Origin of the sequence: Saccharopolyspora hordei, assembly GCF_013410345.1 — a bacterium.
Lineage (GTDB): Bacteria > Actinomycetota > Actinomycetes > Mycobacteriales > Pseudonocardiaceae > Saccharopolyspora > Saccharopolyspora hordei.
Genome location: NZ_JACCFJ010000001.1, coordinates 899304 through 911596 on the forward strand (window position 1 = coordinate 899304; position 12293 = coordinate 911596).

14 protein-coding genes are annotated in these 12293 nt (G+C 73.7%); 7 read left to right on the forward strand and 7 right to left on the reverse strand.

The window, feature by feature from the left end:
- The first annotated feature begins 48 nt into the window (after positions 1-48).
- Positions 49-2637, forward strand: a complete 2589-nt coding sequence (gene clpB / locus HNR68_RS04190) for an ATP-dependent chaperone ClpB (protein ID WP_179717807.1) — start codon at positions 49-51, stop codon at positions 2635-2637.
- A 46-nt stretch (positions 2638-2683) separates the two neighbouring features.
- Here clpB and HNR68_RS04195 read toward each other — a convergent pair whose 3' ends face one another.
- Positions 2684-3904, reverse strand: a complete 1221-nt coding sequence (locus tag HNR68_RS04195; RefSeq protein ID WP_246330385.1) for an MFS transporter — start codon at positions 3902-3904, stop codon at positions 2684-2686.
- 84 nt (positions 3905-3988) lie between these two features.
- Here HNR68_RS04195 and HNR68_RS04200 point away from each other — a divergent pair, with 84 nt between their 5' ends.
- The 5 genes from HNR68_RS04200 to HNR68_RS04220 all read left to right on the forward strand — a co-directional run bounded on the left by HNR68_RS04200 (position 3989) and on the right by HNR68_RS04220 (position 7584).
- Positions 3989-4618: a TetR/AcrR family transcriptional regulator gene (locus HNR68_RS04200; protein ID WP_179717809.1), complete on the forward strand. Its 630-nt coding sequence runs from the start codon at positions 3989-3991 to the stop codon at positions 4616-4618.
- A gap of 129 nt (positions 4619-4747) precedes the next feature.
- The gene (locus tag HNR68_RS04205; protein ID WP_343049926.1) at positions 4748-5455 is read left to right on the forward strand and encodes a type III secretion system chaperone family protein; all 708 of its coding nucleotides are present in this window, start codon (positions 4748-4750) and stop codon (positions 5453-5455) included.
- A gap of 46 nt (positions 5456-5501) precedes the next feature.
- Positions 5502-6275, forward strand: a complete 774-nt coding sequence (locus tag HNR68_RS04210; RefSeq protein ID WP_179717811.1) for an SDR family NAD(P)-dependent oxidoreductase — start codon at positions 5502-5504, stop codon at positions 6273-6275.
- A 45-nt stretch (positions 6276-6320) separates the two neighbouring features.
- Complete coding sequence (gene pyrE / locus HNR68_RS04215; protein ID WP_179717813.1) at positions 6321-6869, forward strand: orotate phosphoribosyltransferase; 549 nt, start codon at positions 6321-6323, stop codon at positions 6867-6869.
- 55 nt (positions 6870-6924) lie between these two features.
- The gene (locus HNR68_RS04220; RefSeq protein ID WP_179717815.1) at positions 6925-7584 is read left to right on the forward strand and encodes a TrmH family RNA methyltransferase; all 660 of its coding nucleotides are present in this window, start codon (positions 6925-6927) and stop codon (positions 7582-7584) included.
- Here the strand turns inward: HNR68_RS04220 and HNR68_RS04225 are convergent, their stop codons facing one another.
- The 6 genes from HNR68_RS04225 to HNR68_RS04250 form a co-directional block, all read right to left on the reverse strand.
- Complete coding sequence (locus HNR68_RS04225) at positions 7585-7977, reverse strand: VOC family protein (RefSeq protein WP_179717817.1); 393 nt, start codon at positions 7975-7977, stop codon at positions 7585-7587. It abuts the gene before it with no gap.
- A gap of 121 nt (positions 7978-8098) precedes the next feature.
- The gene (locus HNR68_RS04230; RefSeq protein ID WP_343049928.1) at positions 8099-8788 is read right to left on the reverse strand and encodes a DedA family protein; all 690 of its coding nucleotides are present in this window, start codon (positions 8786-8788) and stop codon (positions 8099-8101) included.
- A 121-nt stretch (positions 8789-8909) separates the two neighbouring features.
- Positions 8910-9122: a hypothetical protein gene (locus HNR68_RS04235; protein ID WP_179717819.1), complete on the reverse strand. Its 213-nt coding sequence runs from the start codon at positions 9120-9122 to the stop codon at positions 8910-8912.
- A gap of 56 nt (positions 9123-9178) precedes the next feature.
- Positions 9179-10327: an N-acetylglucosamine-6-phosphate deacetylase gene (nagA, locus tag HNR68_RS04240; RefSeq protein WP_179717821.1), complete on the reverse strand. Its 1149-nt coding sequence runs from the start codon at positions 10325-10327 to the stop codon at positions 9179-9181.
- A complete protein-coding gene (locus HNR68_RS04245; protein ID WP_179717823.1) occupies positions 10324-11244 on the reverse strand; it encodes an ROK family protein in 921 nt (306 codons plus the stop codon). The genes nagA and HNR68_RS04245 overlap by 4 nt, the downstream gene beginning before the upstream one ends.
- 73 nt (positions 11245-11317) lie before the next feature.
- Positions 11318-11890, reverse strand: coding sequence for a SigE family RNA polymerase sigma factor (locus HNR68_RS04250; protein ID WP_179717825.1), 573 nt, complete (start codon positions 11888-11890; stop codon positions 11318-11320).
- 91 nt (positions 11891-11981) lie between these two features.
- On the opposite strand from HNR68_RS04250, the gene HNR68_RS04255 reads away from it, so the two are divergent.
- Positions 11982-12260: a YciI family protein gene (locus HNR68_RS04255; protein ID WP_179717827.1), complete on the forward strand. Its 279-nt coding sequence runs from the start codon at positions 11982-11984 to the stop codon at positions 12258-12260.
- Positions 12261-12293 lie beyond the last annotated feature (33 nt).

A 12293-nucleotide genomic window follows, 5' to 3' on the forward strand; every position in this document is an offset into this window, starting at 1 on the left:
AGACGAGCCAGGATGAGCTGGCAGGAGCCAGTGGCGACGAGGTGAGGAATGGACGCGTTCAACCCGACGACCAAGACCCAGCAGGCGATCTCCTCGGCGGTGCAGGCCGCGACCGTGGCCGGCAACCCGGACGTCAGCCCCGCTCACCTGCTCGGGGCGCTGCTCGCCCAGGGCGACGGGGTGACCGCGCCGCTGCTCACCGCGGTCGGTGCCGAACCTGCTGCGGTGCACGAGGAGCTCGAGAAGCTGATCAGCACGCTGCCGTCGGCCAGCGGCAGCACGGTGTCGGCCCCGCAGCTGTCCCGCGAGGCCGTCGCGGCGCTCACCCACGCGCAGCGGCTGGCGACCGAGATGGGCGACGAGTACGTCTCCACCGAGCACCTGCTCGTCGGGTTGGCCGCGGAAGGCGGCCGCGTCGCCGACCTGCTCCGCAAGCACGGCGCCACCCCGGAGGCGCTCCAGGAGGCCTTCGGCAAGGTGCGCGGCTCGGCCCGCGTGACCAGCCCGGACCCCGAGGGCACCTACAAGGCCCTGGAGAAGTACGGCCAGGACCTCACCGAGCGGGCCCGCAAGGGCGACCTGGACCCGGTGATCGGGCGGGACGCCGAGATCCGCCGCGTCGTGCAGGTGCTGTCCCGCCGCACCAAGAACAACCCGGTGCTCATCGGCGAGCCCGGCGTCGGCAAGACCGCGATCGTGGAGGGCTTGGCCCAGCGCATCGTGGCGGGTGACGTGCCGGAGTCGCTGCGCGGCAAGCGCGTGGTGGCGCTGGACCTCGGCTCGATGGTGGCCGGGGCGAAGTACCGCGGCGAGTTCGAGGAGCGGCTCAAGGCGGTGCTCAAGGAGATCACCGACTCGGCCGGGCAGGTCATCACCTTCATCGACGAGCTGCACACCATCGTCGGCGCCGGCGCCACCGGCGAGGGCGCGATGGACGCCGGGAACATGATCAAGCCGATGCTGGCCCGCGGTGAGCTGCGCATGGTCGGCGCGACCACGCTCGACGAGTACCGCGAGCACATCGAGACCGACGCCGCGCTGGAGCGCCGCTTCCAGCAGGTGCTGGTCGGCGAGCCGAGCCCGGAGGACACCGTGGCGATCCTGCGCGGCCTCAAGGAGCGCTACGAGGTGCACCACGGTGTGCGGATCACCGACGGCGCGCTGGTCGCCGCGGCGACCCTGTCCGACCGCTACATCACGGCGCGCTTCCTGCCGGACAAGGCGATCGACCTGGTCGACGAGGCGGCGTCGCGGTTGCGCATGGAGATCGACTCCCGCCCGGTGGAGATCGACGAGGTGGAACGCGCGGTGCGGCGGCTGGAGATCGAGGAGATGGCGCTGTCCAAGGAGGACGACCCGGCCTCCCTGGAGCGGCTGGCCGCGCTGCGCGCCGAGCTCGCCGACCGCCGCGAGAAGCTCTCCGAGCTGACCGCGCGGTGGCAGCAGGAGAAGGAGTCCATCGACCGGGTCCGCGACCTCAAGACGCAGCTGGAGCAGCTGCGCGGCGAGTCCGAGCGCGCCGAGCGCGACGGCGACCTGGGCAAGGCCGCCGAGCTGCGCTACGGCCGGATCCCGCAGCTGGAGAAGGAGCTCGAGACCGCCACGGCCGCGCAGAGCGAGCGCAAGGCGATGCTGCAGGAGGAGGTCACCGCCGACGACGTCGCGGACGTGGTGAGCTCCTGGACCGGCATCCCCGCCGGGCGGCTGCTGGAGGGCGAGACCGCCAAGCTGCTGCGCATGGAGGAGGCGCTGGAGTCGCGCGTGGTCGGCCAGGCCGAGGCCGTGCGCGCGGTGTCCGACGCGGTGCGCCGCACCCGCGCCGGGGTCGCCGACCCGGACCGGCCGACGGGCTCGTTCCTGTTCCTCGGCCCGACCGGTGTCGGCAAGACCGAGCTGGCCAAGGCGCTGGCCGAGTTCCTGTTCGACGACGAGCGGGCGATGATCCGCATCGACATGAGCGAGTACGCCGAGAAGCACTCGGTGGCCCGGCTCGTCGGCGCCCCGCCCGGGTACGTCGGCTACGACCAGGGCGGCCAGCTGACCGAGTCGGTGCGCCGGCGGCCCTACTCGGTGGTGCTGTTCGACGAGGTGGAGAAGGCGCACCAGGACGTCTTCGACGTGCTGCTGCAGGTGCTCGACGACGGGCGGCTCACCGACGGCCAGGGCCGCACGGTGGACTTCCGCAACACGATCCTGGTGCTGACCTCGAACCTCGGCTCGCACGCGATCGCGGACCCGAACCTGACCGAGGAGCAGCGGGACGACGCGGTGATGTCGGTGGTGCGCCAGCACTTCAAGCCGGAGTTCCTGAACCGGCTGGACGACGTGGTGGTGTTCCACTCGCTGTCCACCGAGGAGCTGACGTCCATCGTGGACATCCAGGTGGACCGGCTGGCGCAGCGCCTGGCGCAGCGCCGCCTCACCCTCGACGTCCAGCCGGCGGCGCGGGACTGGCTGGCGCTCAACGGGTTCGACCCGGTCTACGGGGCGCGCCCGCTGCGGCGCCTGGTGCAGACGGCCATCGGCGACCAGCTGGCCCGCAAGCTGCTGGCGGGCGAGATCCGCGAGGGCGACAAGGTCCGGGTGGACACCGCGGACGACAACGACTCCCTCGTGGTCAGCGCGGTCGAGAGCTGAGCGCGGCGGCCGTCGCCGGTCCCCCACGGCGACGGCCGACCGCGGCTCAGCGGTGCAGGTAGGTGGAGGTCACGGCGACCACGGCGAACAGGGCGGCCGCCGAGGCGAAGGCGACCGTCGCCGTGGTCAGGCCGAAGGCGGTGCTCACCACGCCCAGCGTCACGCTCGGCACGCCCGCCGACAGGTAGGCCACCACGTAGATCAGCGCCGAGGTGCCCGCGCGGTGCTCCGGCGGGGCCAGGCTGGTCAGCATCCGCATGCCGCCCATGAACATCAGGCCCCAGCCGACGCCGAGGACCGCCGCGGCGGTGAAGAACAGCAGCGGCTGGTGCGCGACGGTCGAGGCCGCCACCCCGGCGAGTCCGACCACCATCACCGGGCCGGCGATGCGCACCGCGCGGCGGGCGTCGAGCCCGGACAGCAGCAGCTGACCGACCCCGCCGAGCCCGGTCAGCACCGCGACCGTCGCGCCACCGACCAGGTGCGGGCTGGCGTCGACCATGCCCTTGGCCACGGACGGGCCGAGGGACATGAACATCCCGCCGACGGTCCACGACGAGAGCAGGGTGGTGGCCATCAGCGTGAACGTCAGCCCCTTGCCCGCCGGGACGGTCGGGCGCTGCGGGCGCAGCGCCTCGCGCAGGGCACCGCGCTGGGTGACCGGTTCCGGCATCGCCAGCACGCCCGGGACGGCCAGCGCGAAGCCGAGCACCAGCAGCAGGTAGCTGGTCAGCGTCGGGCCGGGCACGAACTGCACCAGCGCCCCCGCGCCCAGCGAGCCCAGCGCCATGCCGAAGGCCGAGGACACGCCGTTGACCAGCGCTCCGCGGTTGGAGCCGGGACGCTGGAAGTCCAGCAGCGAGCCGCTGATGGCGCTGGTCGCCACACCGGTGGCCAGGCCCTGCAGCGCGCGACCGGCGTACAGCCAGCCGACGCCGGGGGCGAAGGCGAGCAGCAGCATCGAGACGATCTCCAGCCCGAGCGCCACCACGAGCACCGGGCGCCGCCCGACGTGGTCGGACAGCGACCCGAACAGCAGCAGCGCGACCAGGATCGCCACCGCGTAGGCGGCGAAGACCTCGGTGAGCACGGTGGTCGTGAAGCCCCAGCGCTGCTGGTACAGCGAGTACATCGGGGAGGGGGCGGTGGACGCCATGAGGAACAGCGCGTAGAGCGCACCGGTGAACCAGAAGGCAGCGGGCCGGGACAACCCCTCCCGCGGCGCGCGCACCGCGCTGCTGGCCCTGGCGGGTTCCGTGGTGGTCAAGGCACTCCCTCACTGGACGAGCGGATCCGCACCTGCAACCCGCGATCGGAACGGATCATTCCGGTCCGGGGTTATCCTGTGGCCATGACCACACCGCACAGGCACGCGCAGCACGACGACCGGGTGATCCGGGCGGCGCGCGAGGTGTTCGCCGAGCAGGGCTTCGCGGCCCCGATGGCCGAGGTCGCCAAGCGCGCGGGCGTCGGAGTGGCCAGCGTGTACCGCCGCTACCCGAGCAAGCACGAGCTGGTCGAGCAGGTCCGCATCGCCGCGTTCCAGCTGATGCTCGACGAGGCCGAGCGGGCGCGGGCGGAGGAACCCGACGCCTGGGCGGCGCTGGTCCGGTTCATGCGGCGGTGCCTGCGCGAGGGGTCCGGCATCGGCACGGTGCTGCCGCCGATGGACCCGCAGCACGTCTACTCGGACCGGTTCCGCGACCTGCAGCAGCGCCTGGCGACGGCGATCGAGCACCTCGTGACCGCCGCGCAGCAGGCCGGTGAGCTGCGCACCGACGTCGACTGGACCGACGTGCTGCTGCTGTTCAAGCACCTCAACCCGCGGCTGCCGACCAGCGAGCACCGCCGCGCCGAGCTGCGCGCCCGCTACCTCGGCCTGGTGCTCGAGGGCCTGCGCCCGGGCGGGCCCGAGCTCCCCGGCCCGGCCCCGGACCGCGCGGAGTGGCAGGCCCTCTGCGACAACCTCGCCACGACGTAGCGCGCAACGCCCGGCCGTGCGGGAGTCCCCGCAGCGTTTTCGCAGGTGAGCTTCAGCCGATGGAGCGGTTCCGGGTCGGATGCCAAGGTGATCTTCGTCTTCGGCGGTGATCGGACTACCCTGCGCTGTGTGGGCATACCTGCGTGGCTCTGGTTCGTCGTCGCCGTCCTCGCCATCGGCGCGGGCGTCGCGCTGCTGATCGCCGACCGCTCGCAGCGCGTCTCCAGCAACCGCGAACGGCGGCGGTGGGCGGCGCTGCGCGGTTGGCAGTTCGCCGAGGCCGACCGCGTCCTGCCGACCCGCTGGGAGCGCGGCGCGCTCGCCCAGTACGTCAGCCCGACCGCCACCGACGTGGTCGCCGGCTCGACCTTCACCTCCGACGGCCGGCGCCAGGTCTCCGTGATGGACCTGGAGGTCGGCGGCCGGACGGCGACCGTGCTGGCGGGCATCCGCTGCCGCCGGGAGGCCCCCGCCACCATCGAGCTGTGGCTGCCCGACGTGCCGGTGCCGCAGGACTCCGAGCTCGACCTGCTCGGCCCGGTCGGCTCCCGCTACGCGTTCGTCACCGAGGTGGCGGCCGCGCGCCCGCTGGTCACCCCGGACCTGGTCGACGCCACCGAGGAGATCGGCTCGGACGTCACCGTGGTGTGGCTGGAGAACGACTGGGTGCTGGCCGCCCTGGAACCCGCGCAGGCCGACCCGGCCCGGCTGGAGCGCCTGCTGCGCGACCTCGGCGACCTCGCCGACCTGGTCGACCCGTTCGACAGCGACCCCAACGAGGCAGAGGCCGAGGCCGAGGAGCCCGAGCCGACCTCCTCGGAGTCCTCGTCCCGCTGAGCCCGGCGCTCGGCGGTCGGCCGCGGCGCCGAGGTAAGTTCGGCGCATGCCTACCGCACTCGTCACCGGAGCTACCGCGGGGATCGGGCGCGCCTTCGCCCGCCGCCTCGCCGCTGAAGGCCACGACATGGTCCTGGTCGCACGCAACGCCGACCGGCTCGCCGAACTCGCCGACCGGTTGCAAGCCCGGCACGGGGTGCACTGCGAGGTGATCTCCGCCGACCTCGCCGACGAGACCCAGCGCGCGGAGGTCGAGAAGCGGCTGGCCGACGTCGAGCGGCCGGTTGACCTGCTGGTCAACAACGCCGGGTTCGGCACCGCCGGCGCGTTCTGGGACACCCCCGGCGCCGAGCTGCAGCGGCAGCTCGACCTCAACGCGGGCGCGGTGCTCGCGCTGACGCACGCCGCCGTCCCGGGCATGCGCGAGCGCGGCCGCGGTGACGTGATCAACGTGTCGAGCGTGGCCGGGTTCTTCCCGGTGGCCGGGTCGACCTACGGCGCGACCAAGGCGTACGTGACCGCCTTCTCGCGCGGCCTGTCCATCGCGCTGGCCGGCACCGGGGTGCGGGTCATGGCGCTGTGCCCCGGCTTCACCCAGACCGAGTTCCACCAGCGGGCCAAGCTGGAGATGAGCCGGCTGCCCAAGGCGTTCTGGCTGCAGGTCGACCAGGTGGTGCACGAGGCGCTGGCCGACCTCCGCCGCGGCAAGGACATCTCGGTGCCGGGCGCGCAGTACAAGGCGCTGGTCGCCCTCGGCCGGCTGGTGCCGCAGAGCCTGCAGCGGGCGATCGTCACCCGCACCGTCCCGGGCCGCACCTGACCCGGCGCCGGAGCGGGCGAGGACCGGTCCGTAAGCTGGGGTCTCGTGGTCACAGTGGATGAGCAGCAGCGTTCCGAGCTCGCCGGCCTGGTCCGGGACCTCGCCGTGGTGCACGGCAAGGTGACGTTGGCGTCCGGCAAGGAGGCCGACTACTACGTCGACCTGCGACGCGCGACGCTGCACCACCGGGCGGCGCCGCTGATCGGCCGGCTGCTGCGCCAGCTCACCGCGGACTGGGACTACGTCGCCGTCGGCGGCCTGACGCTCGGCGCCGACCCCGTCGCCACCGCCGTGCTGCACGCCGACGGGGCTCCGCTGGACGCCTTCGTGGTGCGCAAGAGCACCAAGTCGCACGGCATGCAGCGGCTCATCGAGGGTCCGGACGTCACCGGGCGCCGGGTGCTCGCCGTCGAGGACACCTCCACCACCGGGGGCAGCGTGCTCACCGCCGTCGACGCGCTGCGCGAGGCCGGCGCGGAGGTCGTCGGGGTGGCCACCGTCGTGGACCGCGACACCGGGGCGCGGGAGAAGATCGAGGCCGCCGGTCTGCCGTACCGGTCGCTGCTCGGCCTGGCCGACCTCGGCCTGTCGTGAGCGGCTCCGGCCGCAGGCCGTGACGGCGCCGGACCATCGCGGAGGAGCGGGAGCAGTGGACCGCGGAGAGGCGCACACCGTCGTCGGGCCCACCGAGTGGGGCACCACGGTCGGTGTCGGCCCCTGGGAGGGGCCGTGGCCGACCGACGAGCGGTACGACCCCGAGCTGCTGGAGCACGGCGACCGCCGCAACGTGGTCGACCACTACCGGTACTGGCGGCGCGAGGCGATCGTCGCCGACCTCGACCGGCGGCGGCACGACTTCCACGTGGCCATCGAGAACTTCCAGCACGACCACAACATCGGCACCGTGGTGCGCACCGCGAACGCCTTCGCCGCGCGCGCCGTGCACATCGTCGGGCGGCGGCGGTGGAACCGGCGGGGTGCCATGGTCACCGACCGCTACCAGCACATCCACCACCACCCCGAGCTGCCGTCGCTGCGCGAGTACGCGGCCGAGCACGACCTCGCGCTCGTCGCGGTGGACAACACGCCCGGCGCCGTCCCGATCGAGCGCACCGCGCTGCCGCGCCGCTGCGTGCTGCTGTTCGGCCAGGAGGGGCCCGGGCTGCGCGAGGACTCGCGGGAGGGCGCCGACCTGGTGGTCTCCATCGCGCAGTTCGGCTCGACGCGCTCGATCAACGCGGGCGTGGCGGCCGGGATCGTGATGCACACCTGGGTCCAGCAGCACGCCGACCTCGACGCCGCCTGGTGATCACCCGCGCGGGGCCAGCCACTCCTGGACCTCGACCAGGTTCCCCTCGGGGTCGGTCAGGTGCGCGACCCGCATCCGGTCGGTCATCGGGGCCGGGCCGTGGCGCAGCCGGGCGCCGCGGTCGGTGACCTCCGCGCAGTAGCGCTCCAGGTCGTCGACGTGCAGGACGACCAGCGACCGGTACCCGGACGGCTCCGCGCCGAGCTCGTCGAGCACCTGCGCCATCTGCGCCCGGTCCTGCAGGGCGGTGCCCGCGGTGCCGCCGTCCGGGCTGAACCTCGCGCACGGGCCGCCGGGCGCCTCGAACTGCGGCGTCAGCCGCAGGACGTCCCGGTAGAAGCGGTAGCAGGCGGCGAAGTCGGTCACCAGCAGCCGGACCTGGGAGAGTTCCACCGTTCGTGCCCCCTGGGAGTCGCAGGACACCGGTGTCCTGCCACGATCCCCGACCCGCCGGGGCCGGAAGAGCAGATCGCGCGGACCCGGGAGTCCCGGGCCCGCGCGATGTGGCGACTGGTCAGCTCGCGGCGTCGCGGGCCTTCTCGCGACGGCCCTTGAGGTACTCGATGATGATCGGGATGACCGAGACCAGCACGATCACGATGGCCATGGCCTCGAGGTTGTCCCGGATCCACGGGATGTTGCCGAGGAAGTAGCCCAGCAGCGTCATGAGCACGATCCAGGCGACACCGCCGATCGCGGAGTAGCTGAAGAACTTCCGCCGGTCCATCTGCGCGATGCCCGCGACCGCGGTGATGAAGGTGCGGACGATCGGCACGAACCGGGCCAGGATGATCGCCCGCGCCCCGTAGCGCTCGAAGAAGTCGTGGGTCTTGTCGACGTGCTCGCGCTTGAACAGCTTCGAGTCCGGCTTGTTGAACAGCGCGGGCCCGACCTTGCGGCCGATCCAGTACCCGGTCACGTTGCCCACGAACGCGCAGAGGCTCAGCAGGGCGCAGACCAGCCAGATCGGGGTGTCGATCGCACCGGCCGCGACGAACAGGCCGGTGACGAACAGCAGGGAGTCACCGGGCAGGAAGAAGCCGATGAGCAGGCCGCATTCGGCGAAGATGATCAGGCAGACGCCGATCAGGGCGAACGGGCCGAGCGACTGGACGATGTTCTCGGGGTCGAGCCAGTCCGGCAGCAAGGCCAGTGCGGAGGTGTTCGCGGCGGCGTTGGCGAGCGCGGGCAGTTCGGTCGTCACGGTCGCCAACGGTACCGCGACGCTGTGGCGCCCGATCCACGGGCGAGTCACCCGCCGTGCACACCGCACCACCCGTTGATCAGCCCGCGCACACCGGTCTGGTGCCCCTCCCGGGTGTCGATCAGGAGAGCGGAGAGCCGAGGAGGGTCACGGCGGCGGCGACGGCGCCGGTCGCCAGGCCGAGGACGATCGCGAACAGCAGGACCCCCGCCACCGGCAGCCGCTCGCGTCGCGGCGGGGGTGGAGCGGGCGGCGGTGGCACCGCGCCGGGACTCCCACCGGCGTGCGCGCGCAGCGCCGCGGACAGCAGGTGCTCGGGATCGCGTGCGGTCACGCCCCGAGCCTAGCGACGGCGCGCCCCGCCGCGGCGTCGCACGCGCGAGCCGCGTCTCAGCGGGGGGCGACGGCCCACTCGCCGTCCTTGAGGACCCCGGTGAGCTGCAGGTCGGTGTCCAGCACCACCAGGTCGGCGGCCAGGCCCGGCAGGATCGCGCCGGTGCGGTCGCCGAGGCCGAGCAGCCGCGCCGGTCGGGTCGACGCCGCCGCCACCGCGGCCGGCACGCTCTGCCCGCACGACTCGACCAGGTTGCGGAACGCCACGTCCATGGTCAGCGTGCTGCCCGCCAGCGAGCCGTCCGCCAGCCGCGCCTCCCCGTCGGTCACCGTCACCGGCAGCCCGCCCAGCTCGTAGGTGCCGTCCCCGGCGTCGGTGGCGCTGATGGCGTCGGTGACCAGCACCGTCCGCCCGGTGCCCGCGTGCGAGGCGGCCAGCTGCACGATCGCCGGGTGCAGGTGCACCAGGTCGCAGATGAGCTCGACGGTCACCCGCTCGTCCTCCAGCAGCACGCCGATCGGGCCCGGCTCCCGGTGGTGCAGCGGGCGCATCGCGTTGAACAGGTGCGTGGCCACCGTGGCCCCGGCCTCCACCGCGGGCACCACCTGCGACAGCACCGCGTCGGTGTGCCCGACCGCGGCGATCACCCCGTGGTCGACCAGTTGCCGGACGGCGTCGACCCCGCCCGGCAGCTCCGGCGCCAGGGTGACCATCCGGACCGCCCCGCGCCCCGCGTCCAGCAGCTGCTGCACCGCGGCGGTCGCCGGGGCGCGCAGGCTCGCCGGGTCGTGCGCGCCGCACCGCGCCGAGGACAGGAACGGCCCCTCCAGGTGGATGCCGGCGAGCTCGCCGTCGGTGACCAGGTCGCTGAGCGCGCTGATCTGCTTGGCCAGGTCGGGCAGCGGGGCCGACACCAGGCTGGCCAGCATCGTCGTGGTGCCGTGCCGGCGGTGCGCGGCGATCGCGGTCCGCGCCTGGTCGACCTCGGTGCTGGTGAACGAGCCGCCGCCACCGCCGTGGCAGTGGATGTCCACGAAGCCGGGCACCAGCCACTGCCCGCGCAGGTCCACGACCTCGCCCGCCGGGGTCGCACCGGTGCCGACCTCGGCGATCGTCCCGCCGGCCACCCGGACCCAGCCCCGGTCCAGCACTCCCTCCGGGGTGACGACCTGCCCACCGGCGAGGACCAATTCGGGAGCGTTCACTGTCTTTCCAACCCTTCCGTCGCCAGCAGCGCTGCCCCCAGGCAGCCCGCGGTGTCACCGAGTTCGGCCAGTTCCAGGTCTGGGCGGCGGTGGTACGCCGCCAGCTCGTCGTCGAGCCTGCTGCGCAGCGGTCCGGTGAGCAGGTCGCCGGCCTGCGCGAGCCCGCCGCCGAGCACGATGCACTCGGGCGCGGCCACCGTCACCAGCACCAGCAGGCCCTGGGCGAGCGCGTCGACCGCCTCCTGCCACACAGCGTGCGCGTCCGCCTCGCCCGCGCGCACGGCCGCGGCCACCTCCGCGCTGGTGCGCGCCACGCCGGTGCGCTCCCGGTAGCGGCGGGCCACGGCCGCCGAGGACGCCAGCGCCTCCAGGCAGCCGGTGCGGCCGCAGCCGCAGCGCTCGTCGTGGCCGATGTCGAGGTGCCCGATCTCGCCCGCGAAGCCGCCGCCGGAGTGCAGCCGCCCGTCGAACAGCAGCGCCGCGGCGATGCCGGTGCCGATCGGCACCACCGCCACGTCGCGCCGGCCGCGCGCGGCGCCCAGGCGGGCCTCGGCGAGGCCGCCCGCGCGCACGTCGTGCCCGAGGGTGACCGGCAGGTCGACGCGCTCGGCGAGCAGGTCGCGCAGCGGGGCGTCGCGCCAGCCGAGGTTGGCCGACCACACCCCGACGCCGCGGACCTCGTCGACCGCTCCGGGCACCACCACGCCGACCGCGTCCGCGGCGGCGTCCGCGCGCAGCTCCGCCACCAGCTCGGCCACGGCGGTCACCACCAGCTCGGCGGTCTCCGCACCGTCCGCTCCGCGCGGGGTCGGGCGTCTCAGCCGGCGCTGCGGCTCCGCACCGCGCTCGCCGACGGCGACCAGCGCGGCCTTGGTCTCGGTGCCGCCGACGTCGACGGCGATGGCGTTCGCGGTCACGCCGACGATCCTCCGCCACCGACCACCCAGTGGTCTACACCAAACCGGTGTGTTGTTCGCGGAGGTGTCGCGTTCACCCGCTCATCAGCTTCTGCAGCGCGTCCAGCGCGCGGCTCGCGGTGGACTTCACGGTGCCCCGCGACACCCCGGTGGCCTCGGCGATCTCCGCCTCGGACAGGTTGCCGTAGTAGCGCAGCACCAGGACCTCCCGCTGCCGGGGCGGCAGCTTGCTCAGCGCCGCCACCACCGCCTGGTGCTCGGCGCTCAGCATCGCCAGCGACTCCGCCGAGCGCGCGTCGGCCTGGTGCGGCGGTTGGTACTCGCGCGCCGTCTTGCGGCGGCGCAGCACCGACCGGCTGCCGTTGACCACCGCGGTCCGCAGGTAGCCGATCGCGGCCCGGGCGTCGCGCAGCCCGGACCAGTTCCGGTACAGGCCGGTGAACGCCTCCTGCACCACGTCCTCGGCCGTCGCCGGGTCGTCGACCAGCAGGATGGCCAGGCGCACCATCCGCATGCGCTGCTGCCGGTAGAGGTCCTCCAAGGTCAGCGGCTGGCTCGAGTCCGCGACCGCCGCTCCGTCCAGGGTGCGCAAGTGGCCGAGGGTCTGCTCGACGCTCCGTTCGACTCCGCGTGAATCACCGGCCATGATCGAACAAGTTACCGGTCGTCCCCCGGTCGGTGTGGCGCGGTCGGGGTAGCGTGCGCATCGATCGTGATCCGAGGACGGAGGTGTCCGCATGGCCAAGTTCGTGGTCGACCTGGTCTACGGCGAGGACGAGGAGCGCCGGCTGGAGGTGCGCCCGAAGCACCGCGAGTACTGCCGGGACCTGGCGGAGCGAGGGGTGGTGCTGGCCGGCGGCCCGTTCACCGACGGCAAGGGGGCGCAGCTGGTCTACGAGGTCGCCGACCGCGACGAGCTGCAGCGGGTCATCGACGCCGACCCCTACACCGAGGCCGGGGTGATCGCGCAGACCACCGTGCGGGAGTGGGACGTCGTCGTCGGCGCCTGGCTGTGATCGCCAGAGCGGGTGAGGCGGGCGCCGGAGCGC

What these genes read in the sequence shown, in the direction of transcription:
- clpB (WP_179717807.1), top strand. Translation starts at nt 49, where the DNA reads ATGGACGCGTTCAACCCGACGACCAAGACCCAGCAGGCGATCTCCTCG.
- HNR68_RS04200 (WP_179717809.1), top strand. Translation starts at nt 3,989, where the DNA reads ATGACCACACCGCACAGGCACGCGCAGCACGACGACCGGGTGATCCGG.
- HNR68_RS04210 (WP_179717811.1), top strand. Translation starts at nt 5,502, where the DNA reads ATGCCTACCGCACTCGTCACCGGAGCTACCGCGGGGATCGGGCGCGCC.
- HNR68_RS04250 (WP_179717825.1), bottom strand. Translation starts at nt 11,890, where the DNA reads ATGGCCGGTGATTCACGCGGAGTCGAACGGAGCGTCGAGCAGACCCTC.
- HNR68_RS04255 (WP_179717827.1), top strand. Translation starts at nt 11,982, where the DNA reads ATGGCCAAGTTCGTGGTCGACCTGGTCTACGGCGAGGACGAGGAGCGC.